Origin of the sequence: Streptosporangium subroseum, assembly GCF_900188345.1 — a bacterium.
GTDB classification, from domain to species: domain Bacteria; phylum Actinomycetota; class Actinomycetes; order Streptosporangiales; family Streptosporangiaceae; genus Streptosporangium; species Streptosporangium subroseum.
In genome coordinates, this window is sequence record NZ_FZOD01000005.1 from 287,429 (window position 1) to 311,590 (window position 24,162).

The following is a 24,162-nucleotide window of genomic DNA, read 5'->3' on the forward strand; positions in this document are numbered from 1 at the left end:
CGGGGGAGACCTACCGTCGCGCTCATGGAGATCGCTGAGATCGGTGAAGCCGCCGGGGTCGCACAGCCCGGTCACGAGCACTGCGGTCCGCGATGCTGGAGGGATGTGCGAGCGGCGCCGGCGTCGCGGCACGACGTCCGTTTCCGTCTTCTGTTCGTGTGCACGGGCAATATCTGCCGCTCTCCGCTCGCGGAGCGGCTGACCCGGTCGATCCTCGGACCCTGCCCGGCGCTTCAGGTGACCAGCGCGGGGACCCGGGCCAGAGCCGGGACGCAGATGACGGAGCGCGCGCGACGGGTGCTGGTCCGTCTCGGCGGCGACCCCGACGGCTTCGGTTCTCGCCCGCTGACCTCCGAACTGGTGGCCGCCGCCGATCTCGTGCTGACGGCCGCCTCCGAGCACCGCGCCGAATCGGTGGCGGCGTTCCCCCCGGCGGCCACGCGGACCTTCACCATCGCCGAGTTCGGGACGCTGGCCGGGGCCGTGCCGCCCCTGGCGGTCATCTGCCATGAGGATCCCGTACGGCGGGCGCACACGCTGATCCGAGAGGTCCGGGCGAGGCGCGGGCTGGTCCGAGTGGACCAACCCGACATTCCCGATCCCTACCGCGGCTCCCGGCTGGCCTACCGGGCGGCGGGACGAAGGATCGCGACGTCGCTCGCCGTCCCGCTCGGGCTGCTCACACACTCACGCGTGGCGTGACCTCGGCCTTGGCGTCGTACTCGCACCCGTAGTACCGGTTGCTCTTGGCGGGTGCGAAGTTCAGGACGGTGCCGACCAGGCGGGCGTTGATCGACGTCAGCACCTCCACGGCACGGATGACGTGCTCGCGCCGGGTCTTGCCGTACCGCGCGATGAGCAGCGCGCCGTCGCAGATCGCCGCGAGTGCCACGGCATCGGTGACCGGCAGCACCGGCGGAGCATCGATGATCACTATGTCGTATCTCTCCGTGAGCCCGCTGAGCAGCGTACGCATCCCGTTCGAGCCGAGCAGTTCGCTGGGGTTCGGCGGGATCTGGCCACTCGGCAGGACGGCGAGGTCCGACTCGCCCCAGATCTGGATCGCGTTCTCCAGCCGTGCTCTGCCGATCAGCACATCCGTGAGGCCGGTCGCCCCCTCGATTCCGAGGTAGTTCGGGATGCGCGGGCGGCGGAGGTCGCCGTCCACCAGGAGCACCCGCCACCCCGCCTGCGCGAGCGTGATCGCCAGGTTGGCGGAGGTCGAGGACTTCCCCTCGCCCGGCAGGCAGCTGGTGACCACGAGGGATCTCGGTTGCCGGTCGACGCCGATGAACTGCAGGTTGGTACGGAGCGAGCGGAACGCCTCCGATCTGGACGAGCGGCCACGGTCGCGGAGGATGAGAGGGTGGCGTCGCGCGTCGCGCTCGTATCCGATGATCCCGAGAACCGAGCTCTTCGACGCCTCGTGCAGCACTTCGCTCGCCTTGATGGTGGTGTCCATGCGGTCGCGCAGGACCAGCGAGGCCATGGCGATGAGCAGCGCGGTGAGTACGGCGAGCGCCAGGTTGACCAGCGGCCTCGGACTGATCGGGTCCCTGGGAACGTCCGCCGGGTCCACCACCGCGACCTTGACGTTGGGCTGGTCGTTCTTACGGGACGAGTGGCCGTCCTTTTCCCCGTCCTTTTTCGCGTGCTTCCTCTTACGGGTGGGGAGGGGCTGTTCGATCTCGTCGACCAGCCGGGTGAACGCCCCGCCCAGGGCGTTGGCCAGTCGAGCGGCGCGTGCGGGATCGGTGTCGGTGACCGTGGCGCGGAGAAGCACGGTGCCGGGGATGGCCTCCGCCGTGATGTTCTCCTGGACGCGCCGGATGTCGTCGCCCGTGGTGATCTGACTGACCACCCGGCGGCTGGGAAGCAGATTGGCATAGGACTGCACCCTCTGCTGTGACAGCATCCCCGCCTGGATGGCGGTGGAGAGGCTGCCCTCCCTGTCGTAACCGGAGACCAGCATGGAGATCGTCGCGACGTACTTGGTCGGCATGCGTGCTGTGACGATGAGCGACGTGGACACCGCCAGGACCAGCGAGAAGAGAATGAGGAGCCAGTTCCTGCGCGCGAGTCGCGCGAAATAGAGCAGATCCACCGGGTCAACGCAACCTTTCACGGATTCTGGGAAGAGCTTTCTGACGTTGGGCCGGCGAGTAGACGTCCACGCCCTGCAGCAGGCCGATGAGAACGAGCGCGCTTCCGACCGTGACGATCGCGGTGGGGAGCGGTGGTATCCAGCGCAGGGCCATCGCCAGGCAGAGCGCTCCGGCGATCGCCGTGATCAGACCGAGTGCCGTGGCGACCATTTGGGGGCCGAGGCCGATCCGGCGGAGCCGGTGCGAGACGTGGTCGGTGCCGCCCGCCAGCGGCGAGCGGCCCGCCAGCATCCGCGACAGGAACACGACGCCGGTGTCGACGGTCGCGACGAAGGTCGGCAGGAGCAGTCCGGCGACCGTCGTGTCAAGCCTCGTCCCCATCACCAGGAGGATCGCCGAACAGGTGAGGACGAAGCCGATGAACAGGGACCCGGAGTCGCCCATGAAAATCCTCGCGGGCGGCCAGTTGTGGAGCAGGAAGCCGAGGCCGGAGTAGGCCAGCATGGACAGGAGCAGCCCCAGAACCGGCTGGGCGTACACGAAGGCCGTCACCGCGAGAAGGGTGGCGGTGACCGTGGTGACGGCTCCCAGCGCGCCGTCCATGTTGTCCAGCAGGTTGAAGGAGTTTGTCATCACGACGATCCACGCCACCGTGACGAGCCCGTCCAGCCAGCTGTCGGTCATGGTGATCCGGACGCCGGAGAGCACGACCCCGATCGCCGCCGCGGTCTCCACGGTCAACCGGATGAGCATGGACAGCGAGCCGATGTCGTCGATCAGGCCGAGCATGGCCACCGCGGTGGCCGTCAGGAGGATCGCGGTGATCCGGTGATCGCTCAGGCCGATCACCGCCGCCGTGGGCACGACCGTGGCCACGGCGATCGCGAGGCCCCCCAGGTAGGGGGTCGGGCAGGCATGGGCCTTGTTCCCCCCCGGGCGGTCGGTGAGGTCCCACCGCAGTGCCAGACGTCTCAGCGGCACGATCGTCACCGTGCTGAGGAGGAAGGCGACCGCTCCCGCGGCGAGGAGGACCCCGGCGTTCACTGGGTGAACGCCGCGAGATCCGCACGGGCCTCCTTCACGACGTCGGCGAGGATCTCGTCGAGAGAGTGCTGTGGAGCCCAGCCGGTGAGCTTCTGGAGTTTGGTGGTGTCGGGAACCCTGCGGGTCATGTCCTCGAAACCCTGATCGTAGGCCTCGTGATAGGGGATGAAGGCGACCTCGGACGAGGAGCCGGTGCGATCGATGATCATTTTCGCCAGCTCCAGAATGCTCACCTCGTGATCGGAGCCGATGTTGAAGGTCTCCCCGATCGCCTCGTCGTTGCCGAGAAGCAGGAGCAGCGCGTCGACGACGTCCGCGACGTGGGCGAAGCAGCGGCTCTGGGTGCCGTCGCCGAAGATGGTGAGAGGCATGCCGCCGAGCGCCTGCCGGACGAGGCGTGGGATGACCATGCCGTAGGCCGCGCTCTGCCGTGGTCCCACGGTGTTGAACAGCCTGACGACGATCGTCGGCAGGCCGCGCTCCTTGTGGTAGGCGTTCGCGAGGATCTCGTCGACGGCCTTCGCGGTGCTGTAGGCCCACCTCACCACGGCGGTGCTGCCGAGGATGCGGTCCGCGTCCTCCCGCAGCGCGCCGGAGGAGTTCTTGCCGTAGATCTCGCTCGTGCTGGTGATCAGGATTTTTTTCCGGTACCGGTGCGCGGCCTCGATGACGATCTCCGAGCCGCGGATGTTGGTCGTCAGGCATCTCAGCGGCTGTTCCACGATCAGCTTGACGCCGACCGCGGCCGCGAGGTGGACGACGACGTCGCACTGGTGGACCAGCTCGTCGACCATGAGCTCGTCAAGGACCGACCCCTGTACACACCGCAGGTTCGGGTGCGGGTTGAGGTTGGAGGACCGCCCTGTCGACAGGTTGTCCAGAACCACGACGGAGCTGCCGCGAGCGAGCAGCGCGTCTGTCAGATGCGATCCGACGAACCCGCTGCCGCCCGTTATCAGGTAGGTGTTCGCTGCTTCCTTGCCCACGGGATTCCCCTTATGCCTACTTGCCTGGAAAGGTGCTTGTCGCGGGGGAGAGGTGATCTGTCAGATGTGCCGGATCACGTACCGGCACCGGGGACCGAGGCCTTCTCGAACCAGGCGACCGTCATGCGGAGGCCGTCATCGAGGGACACCGGGCAGACGTCGGGGAACATCTCGCGGAGCAGATGAGGGGAGGCCTGTGATTGGTGGATGTCGCCCGTCCGGGGCGGCAGGAAGGTCGTCTCGATCGGCCGCTCCAGGACCGAGGCCAGGACGTCCTTCAGGCGCAGCAGGGAGACGCGGGTCCCGAACGCGAGGTTCACCGGCTTCCTGCTCGTGATCCGGCGGACGGCGGCATCGGTGAGGACGCCGGTCACCGATCCCACGTAGGTGAAGTCCCGCGCCTGGTGCCCGTCACCGTAGATCGGTACGGGACGGCCGTCGAGAGCCGCCGACACGAACGCCGGGATGACCGCGGCGTAGGCCTGGCCGGCGGCTTGCAGGGGGCCGTAGACGTTGAAGAAACGGAAGGGAAGGACCGGCAGGCCGTAGCTCTCCGCGTACGCCAGGGCGTAGGCCTCCGTGGCGAGTTTGCTGGCTCCGTACGGGCTGAGCGGCCGGGTGGGGAGATCCTCGTGCTTGTACGGTTCCGGGCAGTCCCCGTACACGGAGGACGACGACGCGAGGATGAGGTGCGGTCGCGTCTCCCGGCACGCCTCCAGGACGTGGAGGGTGCCGGTGGCGTTGACGGTGTGCGAGGCCATCGGATCGTTCAGGGACCGGGGCACCGAGGGGCGCGCGGCGAGATGAACCACCGTGGTGGCGTCGGCGACGAGTTCCGCCAGGAGATCCCGGTCCAGGATGCTGCCCATCACGAAGTCCGCGCCCACACCGTCGAGGTTGGCGAGATCTCCGCTGCTGAGGTCGTCGAGCACGGTGACCCGCTCCACCTCGGGCCGGGTCGTGAACGCGCGGCAGACGTTCGCGCCGATGAAGCCGGCGCCCCCCGTCACAAGAACCTTCATTTGACTGTCTCCTCTGTGGCGAAGCGGAGCCGGGGCACGCCGTACAGCGATCGGTAAAGGGCCTCGGTGTCCGCGACGAGGCGGTCCACCCCGAACGAGGCGGTCGTCCATCGCCGGGCCGACTCACCCATCCGGCGGGCGAGCGCGGGGTCCGACAGCAGCCGGACGACGGGCGCCGCCAGGGCGCCGACGTCGGTGGTGGCCAGCAGACCGGTGTCCTCGTGCCGGACGATCTCCGCGACGCTTCCCACCCGCGTGGAGACGACCGGGGTCCCGGCCATCCCGGCCTCGATGAGGCTGAGGGGCATGCCTTCGTTGTCGGAGGTCAGCAGGACGACGTCGGCCGCGGCGTAGACCGTCTCCACGTCCTTTCTCCAGCCGAGCAGATGGAAGGAGTCGCGTACGGGCTCGATGCGCCGCTCGAGGTCCTGGTGGAGCTCGCCGCCCCCGCAGACGACGAAGTGGCAGCCGGGCACGCGCTGGAGTACGGCCCCGGCCACCGCGAGGAACCGGTCCGGTCGTTTCACCTGGGTCAGGCGTCCCACGTACGCCACGATCGGCACATCCGGGGGGAGGCCCAGGAGGGCGCGGGCCGCCCTCCTGTCGAGGACCGGGTTCAGCTGAACGCCGGGTGCGATCACGACGTACTGCTCGGGGCGGCCGATCCCGGCTCCGAGCAGGTCGTCACGGACCTGGGACCCGACGGTCACCAACTGGTCGGACAGGGAGGCGAGGAGTCGTTCCGACCGCACGTAGAGCGAGCGTTTCGGCCGGGAGAAGTATCCGTGTAAGAGATGACCGTGGAACACGTGCACCCGGGCCGAATCGACACCGGACAGGCGGGACGCCACCCGGCCGAGGGCACCCGCCTTTGTCGTCCGGGTGTGGACGATATGCGGGCGGAAGGTGCGCATGGCCTTGATCAGGCAGGAGAGAGCACGGTAGTCGTCGGCGGGCCTGACCGATCGGCCGAGGCCCGGCACCCGGTGGACCCGCGTCGTCGCCTCCCTCAGGCGAAGGTGATCACCCTCGTCGTCGTCGACGTGGCCGGTGTAGAGGCGGTGGTCGAACTCCTCGGCGTCCAGTCGCTCGCACAATCCCATGATCTGAGTGGCCGGTCCGCCGACGTTCATACGTGCGATGATCTCCATGACACGAATCCGACTGTCCGGCTTCATGCGGCTCCTCAGCGATTGACCTGTCGTCTCACGTCGGAGAAGTTAGCTCGCCGTTTGGGCTGTTCGTCGGCACCGTCACGGTCGCGGCGAGATGTTTTCCCTATTCCCTACCTGCGCATGATCAGGTTTGGTTGTTGTGCGCATAAAACCCACCGTGACCTTCACGGAACGACCCGGTCCTCCGCCTGCCGCGTCGCCGCCGTCGAAGGCGTGCGGCCCGCGCCGGAGAGCATCGAAACCATGGAGCGCAGGTCGGAGACCTGAGGCAGCAGTTCGCGCACCCCGGCCGAGGCCGCCCTGGCGAACCAGACGACCTCGACCGCCAGCATCGCGGTGTAGCTCACGGTGGCGGACAGGGCGGCGCCGCAGGCTCCCCAGCGCGGGATGAGCACGGCGTTCAGCGCGAGGTTCGCCGCGAGGGCGCCGAGGGCGATGGCGGTCATGGTCATCGGACGGCCCAGCCGTACGAGGTACTGCTCGACCGGCCGGATCAGGGACAGCGCGATCACACCGGGAGCGAGGAGGAGCAGCGGCGCCACGCTGCGGGCGAAGGCGGCGCCGTACAGGAGGGGGATGAGAACGGGGGAGACGATCGCCAGGGTGCCGACGAGGGTGGAGGAGATCAGCAGGTTGACCCGCAGGACGCGGGCGGTGACGTCCCCGGCGGCGTGTTCGTCCTGGATCGCCTGGCGAGGGAGGGCGATCTGGGTCACCGCGTCGGCCGGTACGCGCGCGAAGGTCAGGAACGCCGTTCCGACGGTGTACAGGCCCACCTCGGCGGGGGAGACGAGAGCGCTCAGGAGGAAGATGTCGGCGCTCAACAGGAGGTGGGACGCCACCACCCCGACGTGGTAGCGGCACGACAGGGCGAGCTGGCGCCGGGCGAGCGCCGCCTCGACGCGCATGGAGCGGAGGCCGAGGGGACCGAGGAGCAGCCAGAAGGGCACGGCGATGGCCGCCGTCCAGCAGACGACCACCGCCGTGACGGTGAGGTGCCCGATGACCGCGAGCACCAGGACCGGCACGTTCAGGACGAGCGCCGACGCGACGACCGTCCGGTTGGCCAGGCCGATGCGGGAGCGCAGGAGCGCGATCCCGTTGAGGTTGACCGCCGCGACGCCGAACGGCACCGCGAGCAGGGCGACGACCAGCAGATGAGGCGCGGTGAGAGGAACGAACGTGATCACGATCGCCAGGGTGACCAGGGCGGACGCGACCCCCAGGACCAACCCGAGGAGCAGGCCGTTGCCCGTCAGGGTCCGGTGGCGCGCGCCGTCCGGCCACAGCGCGATCTGCGACCTCCCTATCGACAGGCTGCCGATGACGATCGCGATGCCGCCGGTGGTCGCGATCATCGCGTAGATACCCCGGCCCTCGGGCTGGAGGGTGCGCGCCATGAGAACACCCGTCAGCGCCGCCAGCGTCAGCCGCAGCAGGTGACTGGCCGTCGTCTGGACGGCGCCGGTGAGGGTCACGCTCATGCTCGGGACGCGGGGCATCCGATCTCCGTCATGACGGGGCCACCCGGAACCGCGTGCGCGCGGTGCCAGAGCTCGAACTGCAGCAGCGCCCACAGGCGGTCGCTGTGGTCGGCGCCGGCGGCGTGCCGCCGGAGCAGGCCGCGGACCACTGAGGGCCGGAACAGACCCCTGCCGCGGGCGGTGCCGTCGGTGAGCAGGTCGTGGGCGAGATCTCGCAGCTCTCCCCGGAGCCAGGCGGCGAGCGGCACGCCGAACCCCTGCTTGGGATAGTGCAGCAGCTCCTGCGGAAGCCAGGGGGCGACCGCCTGTTTGAGCAGCAGTTTGGTCTGGCCGTTGCGGACCTTCAGCGCGTCGGGGAGGCCCGCCGCCCACTCCAGCAGGTGATGGTCCAGGAACGGGGAGCGGGCCTCCATCGAGTTGGCCATCGTCGTGATGTCGACCTTGACCAGCAGGTCGTACGGCAGGTAGGTGGCGGTGTCGACCTCCAGGACCCGGGCGAGGTCGGTCGTCGCCGACGAGTCCTGGAAGAGCTCCTCAAGCAGCCGGTAGCTGTCCACGCCGGCCAGCCGGTCGCGGAGCCCGTGGGTGTAGATCTCGAACTTCTGCTCCGGCGTGAAGCAGGACATCAGGCAGGCGTAGCGCCGCGACGGGGATTCGGCGGCGAACCGCACCAGGCGGCCGAGCTGTCTCCTCGCCGACTTGTATCCGCTCCGCTCGACCAGGAGGGCGCCGGCGCGGGCGGACACCGCCGCGAGGGCGCGGGGCATGGCCGGGATGTGGCCGGCCTGGTTCATCAGGGCATAGCGTTGGTAGCCGCCGAAACACTCGTCCCCGCCGTCGCCGTTGAGCACGACGGTGACATGCCGCTGGCTCATCTGCGCCACGTAGAAGCTGGGAATCGCCGAGGAGTCGGCGAACGGCTCGTCGAAGTGCCAGGCGAGGCGCGGCAGGACGTCGAGGAGGTCGGTCGTGACGACGAGCTCGTGATGATCGGTGGCGTACCGGTCGGCGACCATCCGCGCCTTGTGGCGTTCGTCGTACAGGCTCTCGTCGAAACCGATGCAGAACGTTTTCACCTGGTCGCCGCTCTGCATGGCCATGGCCGCCACCACCGCGGACGAGTCGACGCCGCCCGACAGGAACGCTCCGATGGGGCGCTCGCTCACCATGCGGATCCGGGTCGCCTCCAGGAGCAGCTCGCGCAGCCGTTCGGCCTCCTCCCGCTCGTCCGCCACCGGCCGGGGGGTGCGGTCCGGCTGCCAGTAACGACGCGTGGTGACCTGCCCCCGTTCCCAGGTGAGCACGTGTCCCGGCGGGAGTTTGTGAACCCCCTTGTAGATCGACCACGGCGCGGGGACGTATCGGTAGGTCAGGTAGTGATGCAGGGCCACGGGATCTATCTCGCGGTCCATCCCGGAATCCTGGGAGAGGGATTTCAGCTCCGATCCGAACCAGATCGAGGCGTGGTCGGACCGCCAGTACAGCGGCTTCTTGCCGACCCGGTCACGGGCCAGGATCAGGCGTTCGCGATCGCGGTCCCAGAGGGCGAAGGCGAACATGCCCCGCAGCCGGTGGACCATGTCGGCACCGTGCTCCTCGTAGAGGTGAACGAGACACTCGGAGTCTCCCGCCGAGCGCAGCCGATGTCCCCGGTGCGCCAGCTCCCGCCGCAGCTCGGCGAAGTTGTAGATCTCACCGTTGAAGACCGCCACGATCCGGCCGTCCTCGCTGTAGACGGGCTGGTCGCCGGTCGCCACATCGATGATCGCGAGCCTGCGCATGCCGAGCGCCGCGTGCTCGTCGCCGTGGAAGCCGTCACCGTCGGGACCTCGATGCACGATCATGTCGCACATGCGGCGAACGAGCTCCGGGTCTGGACGCGACGTCGACGCCATTCCGGCTATCCCGCACATCGGGCCTCCACTGGTCGGTGTTACCGGTTGACGCGTTCCTCGCCGCGCGACGGTCGCGCCGGGGACTCTTCGTGCCGCCCCGGCACGTGCCGGGGGCCTCTGAGGAAGTCATCTCCCGACTTCCCAACGTCACCATGACCATACCGAGAGTGACCATACCGGGCCGTCCAGGACCGGGCCGCGAGCGATGTGTGTCGCGGCGAATTTTAATTGCGGGTAATGACTGCGAAGATCATTGCCTATAAGGGCGCGGGTGAACGCCCTGGTCCCGGCGGTGACGTGCGAGCTTGAACGCGAGCATGCCGAACGACGTCGTTTCAACGCTCATGGCAACATGTCCGGTTCGCATACGTGCCTGGCCGATGACTTCCTCAGGACGACTCCGAGGCCCGGCTGCGGCGTCGAACTCCCTCTTCTCTCGCTGGATGGGCAGTCGAATGACCCTTGCGGAAAACGTACCCGGCAGTGCCCGCGTTGGGATTCCCTGGCACTCCGCACTGTGCTGTCCCCGCTGCGGTGGCTCACTCGGCAACGGGGACGAGCTTCGATGCGACGGGTGCGAGGCGAGGTATCCGATCGACAATGGGATTCCACGGTTCGTTCCCCGGGACAACTACGCGGAGGGATTCGGATTTCAGTGGAACCGGCACCGGCTGACGCAGCTTGACTCCTACACCGGCATGCCGATCTCGCGCGATCGCCTGATGACCGGGAGCCGCTGGTCCGTGGACGAGTTGCGGGGCCGGAGCGTGCTCGAATGCGGCAGCGGCGCGGGGCGCTTCACTGAGGTGCTGTGCGAGACCGGCGCCACCGTGACGTCGTTCGACATCTCCAGCGCCGTCCATGCCAACGCCGCCTCGAACGGCCGCTTTCCCAACCTGCGGCTCGTGCAGGCGAGCATCTACGACCTGCCCTTTCCCGAGGAGTCCTTCGACTTCCTGCTCTGCTTCGGGGTCATCCAGCACACGCCGGACGTCGAGCGGACGTTCAAGACGATAATGCGGTATCTGCGGCCCGGAGGCCGCTTCTGCGTCGATGTCTACGCGGCGATCGTCGCCTATCCGCACCCCCGGCAGCTGCTGCGGCCCTTCACCAGGCGGATGTCTCCCGCGAAACTCTATCCACTGGTGGAGAGGGCCGTTCCGCGCCTGCTTCCGCTGTCCATGGCGCTCTCCGCCGCTCCGGGAGTGGGCCCGTACCTCGCCCGTCTGGTGCCGGTCGCGAACCACGGGCACCTGGGCCTGAGAAACGGGGAGACGCTGAGGAACTGGTCGGTGCTGGACACGTTCGACTGGCTGTCACCGCGGTACGAGAAGCCGCAGTCGCGCCGGAGCGTCGAACGCTGGACCAGGGATCTGGCGCTGCGCGAGGTCTCGATCGAACGGCGACGTGGAATGTACGTCATCCGCGGCGTCAAATGACCGGCGGATCGGGTCCGGTCTCGCGGCCGACGGCGCCTCGGCGGAATCACTTGTCAGCACATCGACCAGGGGGCGGGCTTTCCAAACCATGATCATGATGTGGACCCAAGGCGTTTCCCTCATGGAATACGTCATCGTCGTGACCCTGACGGCGCTCTGCGTTCTGATGGTTCACGCGAGCCTGGACACGCGAGAGGCGAACCGGGTGCTCCCGGTGGTGCTCGCCGCTTTTTTCGTCCGCCTGATCGTGCACGTTCTGGTGATGCGGTCCGGCGTCATCGGTTACGGCGGAGACAACCACACATACCAGACCAGGGCGCTGGAGGTCGCCGCGTACTGGAACCGTGAGGGCTTTCGGTTCGTCACCTCCGATCAGATCGGATCCTTGTACTCCGTCGAGGTGCCGTGCAATCTCTTCGGGGCCGTCGTCTACCTGGTCGGCGGACCGGCTCCGCTGGCCTGCACGGCGGTCGTGGCCCTCATCGCCTGCGGGCTGTGCGTCGTCATGTACAGGGTCGCGCGGCTCATCGGCGCCGACGAGCCCGCGGCGTTCCGGCTGCTGATCTTCGTCGCCTTTCTCCCGGCCTTCCTGGTGCACACGTCCGACACGTTCAAGGACGGCATCAACGCGTTCCTCGTCGTGGCCTGTCTCGGTCTCGTCGCTTCGAACGTGCGGCGCTTCGACGTGGGAAAGCTGCTCATGCTGGTCCCGCTGCTGTGGGCGCTCTGGCACGTGCGACCGTACATGGTCTTCATGTGCGGACTGCCGCTGATCTTTGGGCTTTCGAGCATCAAGCGCAGGTTGTCCGTGCGCGGCCTGGTCGTCTCCACGGTGCTGCTCGCGGTCGTCCTGGCGCTTCTTGAGGGTGCGGGCGGAAACTCGCCGTTCTCGATGATGCAGGAACAGCTGGATCACGGTCAGTCGGCGGTGGCGCGCAACGCCAATGCCGACGGTGGTTCCGGCGTGCTGTTCGAGGACAGCGGAAACGCGTGGGGTGCGTTCGGGCCCAAGCTCCTCTACACACTTCTGGCTCCGTTTCCCTGGATGAGCGGCAGCCTGGCGCTGCAGCTGGGAAAGATCGACACCTTTTTCTGGTACTACCTCGTCTACAGCGCGGTGCGCGGGGCCCGCCGGTTGTGGAGCTACGATCGCACGCTGCTGTTCGTCCTTGTGCTGTTCATCATTCCGAGCACGATCGCCTATGCGACGACGATGGCCAATGTCGGCCTGATATTCCGCCAGCGGATTCCGATCGTGCTGGTCACGAGCCTGCTGGCCGCGATCGCGTGGACCAGGACGGAGCAGGGAGGGCAGCGGCTTCCGTCGCGGTCCGCACCGATACGCGAGCGGATGGACGTGTTCCGGAAATGAGAATCGTCCGGGTGAGTTACAGCGTTCCGCCGGAACCGGGTGGTAAGGAGCGACACGTCGAATGCCTCACCCGAGAGCAACTGAAGCGCGGTCATGAGGTGACGCTCGCGTTCCGGCGAGGGGACGTCGTGCCGGAGGGCGCGACGGTGCTGCCCACCCGGCCGACTCCGCTGTCCGTGGCCCTGGGGGCGAAGTCCGACGTGCTCGCGTTCGCGGCCGAGGTCGGGCGGGCACTTCGAGACGCCGGTCCCGCCGATCTGGTCCACCTTCATGGAGATCATGTTGAGGCGGCCGTTCTGGGGCCGGTCTGCCGGCGACGCGGCATTCCGCTGCTCCTCACCGTGCACGGTGCCATGACAAGGCGACATCGTCCGCTGGCGCGCAGGGCGCTGAGGACGGTCGACGCGTTCATCGCCCTGGGAACCCGGCCGCACGGGGATCTCGTCGAGCTGGGGGTCGATCCGAGGCGGATCCTGGCCATGTCGAGCGGGCTCGATCTCGAAGGCGTCTCCGGCTTCCGGAATCCGGTCGTTCGCGTCCCGGGCCTCGTGGTCAGCGTCGGTTCCCTGGATCCGGTGAAGAACCACGAACTCGTGATCGAGGCCGTGACCGTCCTCCGGCGGACCCGGCCGGGAGCCCGGCTGGTCATCGCCGGAGAGGGCCCGGAGCGAGACCGGCTACGCGGGCTCTCGGGAACCGACGGAACGATCGAGCTGGCCGGTCACCTGGGCAGGAAGGAGATCTACGAGCTCGTCCGGCGTGCGCAGGTCTTCGTGCTGGCCTCGCGCCGTCTGGAGAGCAAGGGCGAGGGGGTGCCCACGGCCGCGCTTGAGGCGCTGGCCCTGGGGACGCCCGTGGTCCTCTCGTCGGAGGCGTCCCTGGATCCGGTGGTGCCGGACCACGGGGTCTACCGGACCTTCCGGTCCGGCTCGCTGGACGACCTGGTCGCCGTGCTCGGCGCCGTGTTCGACGACGAGGAGGGCCGGAGCCGGATGAGCGAGCTGGGGATGCGAGCGGTCGCGGCCCTGGACTGGCCGGTGGTCGCGAGCCGGGTCGAGGAATGGTGCCGCGTGGCGTTGCCCACGGGCTCCCGGAACGGCGACACGCGATGAGGGACCTGCGCGTGTGCGAGGTCGTCAAGACCCTTGACGCCGGAGGCGCCGAGGTGCTTCTCGTGGAGCGGCTCCGGCGCGCTCCCAGAGTGAACAAGGACTACACGGTCGTATGCCTCCAGGCGTCGACCGACGAACTCGTGGAACGGTTGCGGGCCTCGGGCATCACGGTCGTCAACCTCGGGCCGAGCCCGCGTTCCCTCGTCTACGCCGACCTCGTCAGAACGGTTCGGCGGCTCGCCCCCGACGTGCTCAACGTGCACTCGCCGACGCCCGCCGCCGTGCTCTGGCCGTTCGTACGGCTCACTCGGCGGCGGCCGCTCCTGGTGTCGACGGTTCATTACTGCCGGCGACCGACCACCGTGCACTTCAACCGTCTGACGACGGGGATCAGCCTGCTCGCCGACCGGCTCACCCGCAGGCTCGACGACCGGACCGTCGCGGTCTCCTCGCAGGTGGCACGCTCACCCTCCGTCCGGGGGGCTCGACGCCTGCTGACCCGCGTGCACGGCGTGGACGTCACCGAGCAACGGCTGTGGGCGACGCGCTCCGCGAGCGTCCGGTGCGAGTTCGGCGTCCCCGAAGGAACGTTCCTCGTGGCCTGCGTCGCCAATTTCCGGCCCGAGAAAAACCACTCGCTGCTGATCCAGGCCGCGGCCGAGGTGCTTCGGGCACGGGCGGACGCGGTCTTTCTCCTGGCCGGCGACGGGCCGCTGAAGGAACACGTCGCCGGGGAGATAGAGCGGCGCGGGCTCGACGGCCGCGTGCGGATCCTGGGCCGGGTGCGGCAGGCGGGGAGACTGGCCGCGGCGGCCGATCTGGTGGTCCTGAGCTCGCACTACGAGGGGCTGCCCGTGGTGGTCATGGAGGCGCTCGCGGCAGGGGTGCCGGTGGTGTCCACCGAGGTGGGAGGCATACCGGAGCTGGTCCGCTCGGGCTGGAACGGGATCCTGACGGAGCCGGGGTCGCCGGACGCGCTGGCCGCCGGAATCCTTGAGGCGATGGAACCCGACGTGCACCGCAGGCTGCGCTCCGGAGCCGCCGCCAGTTCGGAAGGCGTCGAGATGGCGGACACCGCCGAGTGGTTCGAGCACCTCTACGAGGAGATGACCGCGGCGGCGCGGCGCGACTGACGCGGAGCGTCACGGGAAGGCGCGGCGGCGTCTCGACCCCGGTTACCGGGACCCGCGGGCGCGCCACCCGAATCCGGCGGTTTTCCCTTGCCTTGGCCCTCTCATACCGACCTGTTCCACAGACTTGCAGATGCCGCGACTCGGAAGTCCCCGAATCGCGGAAAGAGAATACGTACGATGCGACCGCCGACGTTTTCGCTGTCGCTCACGCAACCATTCCATCGGCTGGAACACGAAGCCGGACGAGCGTTCACCTCCGGGCATCTCATGAGACGAATGCCGGTGGCGATGTCCGGTGCCGCGCCCGTCAAGGCGCCTTCACACCTCTGGCCAGGCAAGATTAAGGACGCATCGATGACAGCGAGGAGCTTTCGAACGCTTGACGGGATCCGCGGGGTCGCCGCGATATGCATCGTGGCGCACCACATGCCGCAGTGTTTCGGAAGCTGGCTGCTCTCCGCGCAGATGGCCGTCGACATGTTCTTCGTTCTCAGCGGATTCGTCCTGGCGCATGTCTACGAGCCGCGTTTCCGCGCGGGCATGACCCCTCTGCACTTCCTGCGTTTACGGATCGTGCGGCTCTACCCGCTGTATCTGCTCGGAACGACCCTGGGGATTCTGCAGGCTGTGCTGATGGCTCTGTACTACCAGGGGCCGGACATCTGGAACTGGCCGAGGATCCTTCCGAGCCTTCCGTTCGCGGCCGTCATGCTCCCGGCGCCGTTCGACAAGTATCTGTTCCCCTTCAACGCGGTCATGTGGTCGATATTCTTCGAGCTGGCCGCGAATCTCATCTGGGTCGTGTTCTGGCGCCGCCTCGAGCGCACCGGATTTCTGGTCGCCGTCGTCATCGGCTCCGGGGCGCTTCTGGTCGTGGACACCTTCCTGTTCAAGACCACTGCCGTCGGCATGGGGTGGAACACGTTCCTGCCCGGCTTCCCGCGTGTCCTCTACTCGTTCACGCTGGGAATCCTTCTTCATCGATTCCACCGCGCGGTGACCCTTCGCCGCGTTCCACCCGGCCTGCTGCTCGTGGCCATGCCGGTGCTGGCGCTGTTGCCACTGGGCGCCTACGGCCAGTTGTTCTGCGCACTGGTCGTGCTTCCGCTGATCGTGCTGCTCGGCGCGAAGACCGAGACCTCGGGGATGACGAGGCTTTTTTGCGAGAGAACCGGGGTCGCGTCGTACGCCGTCTACGCGCTGCACCTGCCGGCGCTCGCCTTTTTCTCCGGTCTGCTGCTGATCTTCGGTCTCCAGATCGAGGACTCGCCCCTGCTCGGTCCGATCTTCATCGTGTTGGTGGTCTTGGGATGCGTGCTGCTGGCGGACAAGATCGAAACACCGATGAGGCGGTGGCTGTCACGGCTGGTTCCGGGGCCCGCGCCCGGCGCTGTGGCCGTGGGCCGGAAGGAGAGCTAGGGCGAGGACCACCTTCACCCCGCGACACCGTGACAGAAGGTCGGGGCCGGACCTCACCAAAAACGGGCAAGGACATCGCCGAGCGCGGGTGCCTGAGTCTCCATCGGGCGTCCGAGGTCACCAGGCTTGCGTGCATGGACACAACTTCGCCCGTCCGAGGTTCCGGGCCGAGCCCGTTCGCGCCCGCGGGAGACGCTCAGGCGAACGAGGCCGGGCGGGGCGATCGGCGTCGGGGGACATGGCGTTCCTCGATGTCGAGGTGGTCGCCGGCGGCGTTCGTGATCGTTCTCACGGTGACCGTGCTGAGTCTCTACGATGTTCCGGCCTCGGACATGGCCCTCTTCGGCGCGTACGTCGCGCTGGGGCTGGCGCTTCCGGGCCTGTTGCTGATCCGCGCCCTTCATCGCCGCACGCGCACGCTGGCGGAGGAGGTCGCACTGGGGCTGGCGCTGGGCTACGCCGTGGAAGTGCTCGCCTACATCGCCGCCCGGGCCGTCGGGCTGCCGCTGCTGGTCCTGGCGTGGCCGGTCACCACTTACGCGGCCTTCCTGCTGGTTCCCCGGCTCCGCCGGCACTGGCGGGGCGAGCCCCGCCCGAGAGCGCCGATCTGGTGGTCGTGGTCCATCGCCCTGGCCATCGCGTATCTGGTCGCCTGGAGTGCCCGCACGGTTTTCCGGGTCACCCCCCTCACCTGGCCGGGGCTCGGAACGTCCTTCCGTGACATGCCTTTTCACCTGGCGCTGATCGGCGAGTTGAAGCATCACATGCCGCCCACCATGCCCATGGTCGACGGCGAGCCTCTCTTCTACCACTGGTTCGTCTACGCGCACATGGCGGCGGCGAGCTGGGTGACCGGGGTGGAACCGCTGATGCTGCTGCTCCGGCTGACCATGCTGCCCATGCTGGCCGCGTTCGTGGTCATCCTGGGCGCCATCGGGCGGCGTGTCATCGGCTTCCGCGCGGGAGCGCTGCCGGCCGTCGCGGGGACGCTTCTGGCGACGGCGCCGAGCCTGTATCTGGGAACGAACGGGGTGTTCACCTGGGGAGGCATCCCGGATCTCGCATGGACGAGTCCCACCCAGACCTTCGGCACGCTCCTGTTCGCTCCGGTGATGCTCCTTCTCGTCGATCTTCTCGAACGCCGGCGGCGGGAAGCCGGTCCATGGCTCCTGCTCGGGGTCTTCCTGGTGGCGGTCATGGGAGCCAAGGCCACCTACCTGCCCTTGCTCGGCGCGGGACTGCTGGCGGTGACCGCGGTCGAGGCGGTCGGCAGGCGCCGGCCACCCTGGCCCGCGCTGGCCGCACTGGGGATGACCGCCGCGTGCTTTCTGTACGCGCAGTTCGTGCTGTTCGGCCGGGCGTCCCACGCCACCGTCGTGGACCCGTTGTCCTTCATGCGTACGGCCTGGGGAGAGTGGACGGGACTGGGCGACCAGGCGGTGCCCTCGCCGGCCTCGACGCTCGGGATCACGCTGGTGTTCCTGCTGTGCTGGCTCGTCACCTGGTCGGGAATCCTTGGGCTGCTGAGCCGGCCGCGGCTGCTCGTGCGGCCCGGGGTGGTCCTCATGCTGGGGATCGGCGCGGCGGGGCTCGGCACGATGTTCCTGCTCGGGCACCCCACCCGGAGCCAGCTCTTCTTCCTCTGGGGGGCCTGTCCCTATCTGGCGATCGTCGCGGCCTACGGACTCGTCGTCGTCCTGCGGCGGGCACGGGTGTCACTCCGGGCGGCGGCGTCCGCGGCCGCCGCCGGGGTGGTCGCCTTCTACCTCGTCGCCCTCATCTGCGGCGTCAGGATTCCCCTGGGGCCGGGCCAGGACGACGCCGTTCTGTACCGGCCGTACATCGCGTCGCTGGCCGTCGCCGCGTCGGCGGCCCTCGTCCTGACCCTCACCCGCGGACGCCTTCGCGCGTGGGCCCTCATGACCGCCGCGTGCGCGGCCATCGGGCTTCCCGCCGACCTGCACGGGCGTGTCCTCGCCATCGGGCACGGCGTCGCGGAGAACGCCTCCGTCGAAACGACCCCGGCGATCCCGCCGGGCACGATGGCCGCCGCACGCTGGTTGCGTGACCATTCGGAGCCGGACGACCTGGTCGCCACGAACGCGCACTGCCTCTGGGAGCGTGAGATCCCGTGTGACAGCCGCCACTTCTGGCTGACCGCGCTGTCCGAGCGTCACGCGCTCGTCGAGGGGTGGGCGTACGCCTCGAAGAACCTGGAGCACTGGCGTCCGGGGCAGGAGGCGTTCACGCTGCCGTTCTGGGATCCCGGACGAATCCGGTTGAACGACGAGGCCTTCGTCTCGCCTTCGGCGGCCGTGATGCGGCAGCTGCGGGAACGCTACGGGGTGCGCTGGCTCTTCGTCGACGAACGTCACGCGAGCACCGGCTCCGGGATCGGGAGATTCGCGGCCCTGCGGTTTCGCTCCGGCGACTACGCCGTCTACCGGATGGCGGACGGCACATCCCTGTGAGCGGTCGCCGGGACCGCCGACGGACACGGGCCGATCCCCGGGGGAGCGGCGAGCTCACAGCGGGCGACGCGCCCGCACGGTGAGGGTGACTCCGGGAAGTGACCTGACCGGCAGGTATCTCTCCGCCACCATCACGGCGGTGAGGGCGGCGCCGACCAGGCGCGGCGTCTCCTTGAGGTCGAATCCGGTGCTCTTCTTCCTGCGCCAGGCGACGACCGGTCTCAGCAGGACGTTCCAGCTCCACAGGGCGTCGATGACCAGGCCTCCATCGGTCAGCAGGGCGCTCAGGCCGTCCCGCGTGTACCGGCGGACGTGCCCGCACGCCAGGTCGTGCGCCGACCAGAGCGCCATGTCGCAGGGGACCGTGATCAGCGCCGTTCCCCCGGGCCGGAGCACACGCACGATCTCCCGTACGGCTCTGTCGTCCTCCTCGATGTGCTCCAGCACGTCGAGCGCCAGCACGAGGTCGAACCGCATGTCGGGCAGGGGCAGATCCCGCGCGTCGGCGTGGATCGCCTTCAGGCCGCGCTCCCGGGCGAACCGCACCGCGGTCTCGGAGTAGTCCGCGACCAGCGCGTCCCATCCGTGCCTCACCAGCACGCGGGTGTTGCCGCCGCCCGCCGCACCGATGTCGAGCGCCCTGCCCGGCGTGCCGAGCCGGCGCAGCTCCCGGGCGAGGACGGCACGCCGTTCGCGATACCACCAATGCCGGTCCTCCAGCTCGACCATGCACCGGATCTCTGTGGCCTCCATGCGTCCTCCTCGGACCTGTTCGAATGTGTGAAAGGGGTTCCTGCCTCACCGCGAGCGCGGTCACCGCCTCACCGTGAACGCGCCGGCGTCCGGCCGGCGGGCTCCGGAGATCACCGGCCGGTCGTCCTCAGGCGTCGCCACCAGTCCTCGTGGTCGCGATACCACCGCACGACGTCGGCGAGTCCCTCGTCGAAGTCCACCCTGGGCTTGTAGCCGATCGCGCGGATCCTGCCGCTGTCGACCGAGTAACGACGGTCGTGGCCGAGCCGGTCGGGCACGTGTTCGACCATCTCCCAGCCCAGGCCGAGAGCCGCGAGCAACCGTTCGGTCAGCTCCCGGTTGGTCAGCTCGACACCGCCGCCGATGTTGTAGATCCCACCGGGGGAGCCCTTCTCCAGCACCAGCTGGACACCCCGGCAGTGGTCGTCGACGTGCAGCCATTCCCGGACGTTGAGCCCGTCGCCGTAGAGGGGGACCTTCCTGCCCCGGAGGAGGTCGGTGACGAAGAGCGGGATGACCTTCTCCGGATACTGGTAGGGGCCGTAGTTGTTGGAACAGCGGGTCACGCGGACGTCGAGGCCGTAGGTCTGGCCGTAGGCGCGGCAGAACAGATCACCCGCGGCCTTGGCGGCGGAGTAGGGCGAGTTCGGCAGCAGGGGCTCGTCCTCGCTCCACGACCCCTGCGCGATCGAGCCGTAGACCTCGTCCGTGGAGATGTGGACGACCGTGCGGACCTTCGCCTGCAGCGCCGCCTGAAGGAGCCTCTGGGTGCCGAGCACGTTGGTCGTCGCGAAGTCGCCCGCCTCGGCGATGGAGCGGTCGACGTGGGTCTCCGCCGCGAAGTTCACGACGACCTCGTGCCCGGGCAGGACGTCATCGAGGAGCGCCGGATCCGCGATGTCCCCCCGGACGAACGCGTAGCCTCGGTGCCCGGCCACCGAGGCGAGATTGGCGAGGTTGCCGGCGTAGGTGAGTTTGTCCAGAACCGTGACGCGAACATCCTCGTATCCCGGATAGGCGCCGAGCAACAGCGACCGTACGTAGTGGGATCCGATGAATCCGGCGCCCCCGGTGACGAGGATTCTCATGCCCTCACCTGTATCTGGCTGTGGTCGCCCACCATGAGCTGGTGGGTGTTGGGCACGCCCGCGGCGCAGCTCACCTCGACGTTGCGCCCGATGAGGGAGTGGGCGAGCCGCGAGACACCGTGAACGGAAGAACCGTCGAGCACGATCGAGTACTCGATCTCGGAGTTCTGCAGGAGGCAGTTCGACCCGATCGACGTGAAGGGGCCGATGTACGAGGAGGTGACCTTCGTGTCGGCTCCCACGACGATGGGCCCGCGGAGGATGGAGTTCTCCACCACCGCCCCCGGTTCGAGGATCACCCGGCCGGTGATCTCGCTCAGGCCGTCAACGGTGCCCCTGACATCGGGTTCTATCAACTCCAGGACGATGCGGTTGCACTCCAGGATGTCCTTCAGCCGGCCGGTGTCCTTCCAGTAGCCGGTGACCATGTGCGAGTGCACGGAGTAGCCGTTCTCGATCAGCCACTGGATCGCCTCCGTGATCTCCAGCTCACCGCGGGCCGACGGCTTGATCGCCCGGACGGCCTCGTGGATGGCCGGGGAGAAGGAGTACACGCCCACGATGGCGAGATCGCTCCGCGGATGGGCCGGTTTCTCCTGCAGCGCGATGATCTCGTTCTGCGGACCGAGTTCGGCGACCCCGAAGAACTGGGGTTCGTCGACTTTGGTGAGCAGGATCTGGGCGTCGTACCCGCCGACGCGGAACGCGTCGACGAGGCCGGAGATCCCGCCGACCAGGAAGTTGTCGCCGAGGTACATCACGAACGGCTCCTGGCCCAGGAACTCCTGGGCGATCAGGACGCAGTGCGCCAGTCCGAGGGGAGCCTCCTGGGGGATGTAGGTCACGTCGAGGCCGAACTGCGAGCCGTCTCCCACGGCTTCCCGGATGTCGGCACCCGTGTCACCGATGATGATGCCCACGCTGGTGATTCCCGCGTCCCGTATCGCTTCGAGCCCGTAATAGAGCACCGGTTTGTTGGCTACCGGGACCAGCTGTTTCGCGGAGGTATGGGTTAACGGCCGCAGCCTCGTCCCTCTGCCCCCAGCTAGAACGAGTGCTTTCATCACTCTGTGTCCTTCCGCGAAGAACGCATGGCCACAGTGACCACCTGCCCGCTGAATCTATGCGGAGCTCGGATTAGCGACTCTTCGCCATCCTCTGCCTCTATCAAAGGATGTGTGACAAATTGCCAAGACTAGATGTTTCAGTGGGTGCGGAATGTCCATGTTCGATGTATTAGATAACTCAGCGGAGGGCTTGCAATTATTATGAGACCTTGTGCTACAAGGATTGGAATTCCGGCAAATCCCACCAAAATGGGAAGGCCAATGATGGATGTCGCCAGAAAGCTCAGTCCGACCGCGTAGAACCGGAGATAGCCGACCGGCCACGATTCGCGCGTGCCACGGAAGACCACCAGCCTGTACCAGGGATAGATGATCGTCGCGGCGACCAAATAGCAGACCACGACCAGGAAAAGATAGGGAACCCCATCTTTAGCGATCAGCAATCCTAGGCCTAGGAGACCGTAATAGAGCACAGCGGTCATGGCGCCGGCCACCAGGTATGTGATGCGCTGTCCGCTAAGAGCGGAGATCAAAGCTCGCCGCCCGAACCCTGAATCTTTGTCGCGAACGGTCCGACTTTCCATTTCAACCATTTTTGGCTCCTCTGGACCATGGTCGAGCAGTGGGATCAAGAGGAGTGTAGCTGTCTCGCGAGAAATCAAGTCTTGCAATCGGGGGATTAATGTCAGTGTCAGTGGTTATTCCATGTTATCGCTCGGCGACAACCCTTCCGGCGCTGGTGAACCGGCTGGTTTCCGTCCTGCGCGACGCCTCCATCCAGCACGAGGTGATTCTCGCCGTCGACGGAAGTCCGGATGATACGTGGAACGTGGCCGCTGAACTCACCCGCCTTTTCGAGGGCGTTCGCGCGATTCGCCTCTCTCGCAACTACGGCCAGCACAACGCACTGGTCGTCGGCATCAGGGAGGCGAGATTCGAGGTCATCGTCACGATGGACGACGACCTGCAGCACCCGCCGGAGGAGATTCCCCTCCTGCTGGCCGCGCTTGAGGGCGATCGCCACGATCTGGTCTACGGGATTCCGCACGAGGAGGAGCACGGATTTCTCCGGAGTCTCGCCTCCCGGTCGGTGAAGGCCGGCATGTCCGCCACGCTGGGGGTCCGTCATGCGCGGTCGATCAGCTCTTTCCGTGCCTTTCACACGCGGCTGCGCGATGGATTTCAGGAAATGTCCGGACCACATGTTTCCGTCGACGTCGCCCTTTCCTGGACCACCACGCAGGTGGGCGCGGTCAGGGTGCACATGGACGAACGCCGCCACGGGCAATCCAACTACACCCCGCGCCTGCTGATCCGGCACGCCGTGAACATGCTCCTGGGCTACAGCGCGGCGCCCCTGCGGGTGGCCAGCTATCTGGGGTTCCTCACGGGGTTCGTCGGCCTGTTCCTCGGCGGCAGCGTCCTTTGGTACTTCATCACGGGGGACACCAAAGTCGCCGGATTCACCACCATCGCCACCATGGTCGCGATCTTCTCCTCCGTCCAGTTGATAGCCATCGGGATTCTCGGTGAATACGTCGGCCGCATCCACGGAAGCGGGATGGGGCGGCCGACCTACGTGATCCGCGAGCACGCGGGACCGTCCGCGGAGGCCGTCGCTCCGCAGCAACTCCGGACCGACGCCCCCGCGTACGCGGGAGTGGGCTCCGGAGCGGAGGAACGGGCGAGAACGATATGAACGACCTCGGATCCGTCCCGCAGGCGTACGGGACTCCGGAGCACGGAGCGATCCCGGGAAGCGCTGGGGGACGGGTGAGCACCGTCACGCTCAACAACGGGATCACGATGCCGCAGCTCGGCTTCGGTGTGGGGCGTGTGTCCGGCGACGAAGCGGCCAGGGCGGTCGCCGTGGCGATCGAGGCCGGCTATCGCAGCATCGACACGGCCGCGCGTTACCACAATGAGGAAGAGGTCGGGTGCGCGGTGCGCGCCTCGGGCGTGTCACGCGCGGAACTGTTCATCACCACGAAGCTGTGGAACGACGAGCACGGCTATGACGAGGCGCTGTGGGCCTTCGACATGAGCATGAAACGGCTGGACCTCGACTACGTCGACCTCTACCTGATCCACTGGCCCTGTCCGGTCCGGGACAGATACGTGGAGACGTGGAAAGCCTTCGAGAGGCTCCACGCCGACGGGCGGGCCCGGGCGATCGGCGTCTCCAACTTCACCGCCGAGACGCTCGAACGGCTCCTCGGCGAGACCGGCGTCGTGCCCGCCGTCAACCAGATCGAGCTTCACCAGAATCTGGCCCAGACCGGACTGCGGGCCCTGCACGCCGAGCACGGCATCGTGACCGAGGCGTACAGCCCGCTCGGCCGGGGCCGCCGCCTGCTCGACGATCCCACGCTCGCAGGGCTGGTCGCCAAGCATGGCAGGACCCCCGCCCAGGTGGTGCTCCGCTGGCACATGCAGCTGGGCAACGCGGCGATCCCCAAGTCGGTGACGCCGGCGCGCATCGCCGAGAACATCGATGTCTTCGACTTCGAGCTCGACCCGGACGACATGGCCGCGATCGCGCGGCTGGACGACGGCACCCGTCTCTGCGTGGACCCCGAGACCTTCGGCTGACGGCC

20 protein-coding genes are annotated in these 24,162 nt (G+C 67.9%); 9 read left to right on the forward strand and 11 right to left on the reverse strand.

Going from position 1 to position 24,162, the window contains the following annotated elements:
- Positions 1-24 precede the first annotated feature (24 nt).
- Positions 25-702: an arsenate reductase/protein-tyrosine-phosphatase family protein gene (locus CHC08_RS07850; RefSeq protein ID WP_089206501.1), complete on the forward strand. Its 678-nt coding sequence runs from the start codon at positions 25-27 to the stop codon at positions 700-702.
- On the opposite strand, the gene CHC08_RS07855 is transcribed toward CHC08_RS07850, so the two are convergent.
- The 7 genes from CHC08_RS07855 to asnB form a co-directional block, all read right to left on the reverse strand.
- Positions 680-2,104 (reverse strand): tyrosine-protein kinase domain-containing protein, encoded by a 1,425-nt coding sequence (locus CHC08_RS07855; RefSeq protein ID WP_179281931.1) that lies wholly within the window; start codon positions 2,102-2,104, stop codon positions 680-682. The genes CHC08_RS07850 and CHC08_RS07855 overlap by 23 nt on opposite strands.
- A gap of 4 nt (positions 2,105-2,108) precedes the next feature.
- Positions 2,109-3,149: a glycosyltransferase family 4 protein gene (locus tag CHC08_RS07860; protein ID WP_089206503.1), complete on the reverse strand. Its 1,041-nt coding sequence runs from the start codon at positions 3,147-3,149 to the stop codon at positions 2,109-2,111.
- Positions 3,146-4,135, reverse strand: a complete 990-nt coding sequence (locus CHC08_RS07865; protein ID WP_089206504.1) for an NAD-dependent epimerase/dehydratase family protein — start codon at positions 4,133-4,135, stop codon at positions 3,146-3,148. The genes CHC08_RS07860 and CHC08_RS07865 overlap by 4 nt, the downstream gene beginning before the upstream one ends.
- A gap of 74 nt (positions 4,136-4,209) precedes the next feature.
- A complete protein-coding gene (locus tag CHC08_RS07870; RefSeq protein ID WP_089206505.1) occupies positions 4,210-5,157 on the reverse strand; it encodes an NAD-dependent epimerase/dehydratase family protein in 948 nt (315 codons plus the stop codon).
- Positions 5,154-6,335: a glycosyltransferase gene (locus CHC08_RS07875; RefSeq protein ID WP_089206506.1), complete on the reverse strand. Its 1,182-nt coding sequence runs from the start codon at positions 6,333-6,335 to the stop codon at positions 5,154-5,156. The genes CHC08_RS07870 and CHC08_RS07875 overlap by 4 nt, the downstream gene beginning before the upstream one ends.
- 161 nt (positions 6,336-6,496) lie before the next feature.
- A complete protein-coding gene (locus CHC08_RS07880) occupies positions 6,497-7,834 on the reverse strand; it encodes a lipopolysaccharide biosynthesis protein (protein WP_089206507.1) in 1,338 nt (445 codons plus the stop codon).
- A complete protein-coding gene (gene asnB / locus CHC08_RS07885; RefSeq protein ID WP_089206508.1) occupies positions 7,813-9,729 on the reverse strand; it encodes an asparagine synthase (glutamine-hydrolyzing) in 1,917 nt (638 codons plus the stop codon). The genes CHC08_RS07880 and asnB overlap by 22 nt, the downstream gene beginning before the upstream one ends.
- Before the next feature lie 704 nt (positions 9,730-10,433).
- Here asnB and CHC08_RS07890 point away from each other — a divergent pair.
- The 6 genes from CHC08_RS07890 (at position 10,434) to CHC08_RS07915 (ending at position 18,657) form a co-directional block, all read left to right on the forward strand.
- Positions 10,434-11,150: a class I SAM-dependent methyltransferase gene (locus CHC08_RS07890; protein ID WP_218825155.1), complete on the forward strand. Its 717-nt coding sequence runs from the start codon at positions 10,434-10,436 to the stop codon at positions 11,148-11,150.
- Positions 11,151-11,271: 121 nt separating this feature from the next.
- Positions 11,272-12,522, forward strand: a complete 1,251-nt coding sequence (locus tag CHC08_RS07895; protein WP_089206510.1) for a hypothetical protein — start codon at positions 11,272-11,274, stop codon at positions 12,520-12,522.
- Positions 12,519-13,634 carry a glycosyltransferase family 4 protein gene (locus tag CHC08_RS07900; protein ID WP_089206511.1) on the forward strand — a complete coding sequence of 372 codons (1,116 nt, stop codon included), beginning with the start codon at positions 12,519-12,521 and terminating at the stop codon, positions 13,632-13,634. The genes CHC08_RS07895 and CHC08_RS07900 overlap by 4 nt, the downstream gene beginning before the upstream one ends.
- Positions 13,631-14,767, forward strand: a complete 1,137-nt coding sequence (locus tag CHC08_RS07905; protein WP_179281935.1) for a glycosyltransferase — start codon at positions 13,631-13,633, stop codon at positions 14,765-14,767. The genes CHC08_RS07900 and CHC08_RS07905 overlap by 4 nt, the downstream gene beginning before the upstream one ends.
- Positions 14,768-15,121: 354 nt before the next feature.
- A complete protein-coding gene (locus tag CHC08_RS07910; RefSeq protein ID WP_179281936.1) occupies positions 15,122-16,186 on the forward strand; it encodes an acyltransferase family protein in 1,065 nt (354 codons plus the stop codon).
- A 293-nt stretch (positions 16,187-16,479) separates the two neighbouring features.
- Positions 16,480-18,657, forward strand: a complete 2,178-nt coding sequence (locus tag CHC08_RS07915) for a hypothetical protein (RefSeq protein WP_143653141.1) — start codon at positions 16,480-16,482, stop codon at positions 18,655-18,657.
- 54 nt (positions 18,658-18,711) lie between these two features.
- Here CHC08_RS07915 and CHC08_RS07920 read toward each other — a convergent pair whose 3' ends face one another.
- The 4 genes from CHC08_RS07920 to CHC08_RS07935 form a co-directional block, all read right to left on the reverse strand.
- The gene (locus CHC08_RS07920; protein WP_089206515.1) at positions 18,712-19,410 is read right to left on the reverse strand and encodes a class I SAM-dependent methyltransferase; all 699 of its coding nucleotides are present in this window, start codon (positions 19,408-19,410) and stop codon (positions 18,712-18,714) included.
- A 110-nt stretch (positions 19,411-19,520) separates the two neighbouring features.
- Positions 19,521-20,498 (reverse strand): dTDP-glucose 4,6-dehydratase, encoded by a 978-nt coding sequence (gene rfbB / locus CHC08_RS07925; protein WP_089206516.1) that lies wholly within the window; start codon positions 20,496-20,498, stop codon positions 19,521-19,523.
- Positions 20,495-21,562 (reverse strand): glucose-1-phosphate thymidylyltransferase, encoded by a 1,068-nt coding sequence (locus CHC08_RS07930; protein ID WP_089206517.1) that lies wholly within the window; start codon positions 21,560-21,562, stop codon positions 20,495-20,497. Before CHC08_RS07930 ends, rfbB begins: the two co-directional genes overlap by 4 nt.
- A gap of 140 nt (positions 21,563-21,702) precedes the next feature.
- A complete protein-coding gene (locus CHC08_RS07935; RefSeq protein ID WP_089206518.1) occupies positions 21,703-22,158 on the reverse strand; it encodes a GtrA family protein in 456 nt (151 codons plus the stop codon).
- Positions 22,159-22,259: 101 nt separating this feature from the next.
- On the opposite strand from CHC08_RS07935, the gene CHC08_RS07940 reads away from it, so the two are divergent.
- Positions 22,260-23,264, forward strand: coding sequence for a glycosyltransferase family 2 protein (locus tag CHC08_RS07940; RefSeq protein ID WP_245878197.1), 1,005 nt, complete (start codon positions 22,260-22,262; stop codon positions 23,262-23,264).
- Positions 23,265-23,338: 74 nt separating this feature from the next.
- Positions 23,339-24,157 (forward strand): aldo/keto reductase, encoded by an 819-nt coding sequence (locus CHC08_RS07945; RefSeq protein ID WP_218825159.1) that lies wholly within the window; start codon positions 23,339-23,341, stop codon positions 24,155-24,157.
- Positions 24,158-24,162: the final 5 nt, after the last annotated feature.

Bases quoted from the DNA above. Each gene is read 5' to 3' on its own strand.
- CHC08_RS07850 (WP_089206501.1), top strand. From the start codon at position 25: ATGGAGATCGCTGAGATCGGTGAAGCCGCCGGGGTCGCACAGCCCGGT.
- CHC08_RS07870 (WP_089206505.1), bottom strand. From the start codon at position 5,157: ATGAAGGTTCTTGTGACGGGGGGCGCCGGCTTCATCGGCGCGAACGTC.
- CHC08_RS07875 (WP_089206506.1), bottom strand. From the start codon at position 6,335: ATGAAGCCGGACAGTCGGATTCGTGTCATGGAGATCATCGCACGTATG.
- CHC08_RS07880 (WP_089206507.1), bottom strand. From the start codon at position 7,834: ATGCCCCGCGTCCCGAGCATGAGCGTGACCCTCACCGGCGCCGTCCAG.
- asnB (WP_089206508.1), bottom strand. From the start codon at position 9,729: ATGTGCGGGATAGCCGGAATGGCGTCGACGTCGCGTCCAGACCCGGAG.
- CHC08_RS07890 (WP_218825155.1), top strand. From the start codon at position 10,434: ATGACCGGGAGCCGCTGGTCCGTGGACGAGTTGCGGGGCCGGAGCGTG.
- CHC08_RS07895 (WP_089206510.1), top strand. From the start codon at position 11,272: ATGGAATACGTCATCGTCGTGACCCTGACGGCGCTCTGCGTTCTGATG.
- CHC08_RS07900 (WP_089206511.1), top strand. From the start codon at position 12,519: ATGAGAATCGTCCGGGTGAGTTACAGCGTTCCGCCGGAACCGGGTGGT.
- CHC08_RS07905 (WP_179281935.1), top strand. From the start codon at position 13,631: ATGAGGGACCTGCGCGTGTGCGAGGTCGTCAAGACCCTTGACGCCGGA.
- CHC08_RS07910 (WP_179281936.1), top strand. From the start codon at position 15,122: ATGACAGCGAGGAGCTTTCGAACGCTTGACGGGATCCGCGGGGTCGCC.
- CHC08_RS07920 (WP_089206515.1), bottom strand. From the start codon at position 19,410: ATGGAGGCCACAGAGATCCGGTGCATGGTCGAGCTGGAGGACCGGCAT.
- rfbB (WP_089206516.1), bottom strand. From the start codon at position 20,498: ATGAGAATCCTCGTCACCGGGGGCGCCGGATTCATCGGATCCCACTAC.
- CHC08_RS07930 (WP_089206517.1), bottom strand. From the start codon at position 21,562: ATGAAAGCACTCGTTCTAGCTGGGGGCAGAGGGACGAGGCTGCGGCCG.
- CHC08_RS07935 (WP_089206518.1), bottom strand. From the start codon at position 22,158: ATGGTTGAAATGGAAAGTCGGACCGTTCGCGACAAAGATTCAGGGTTC.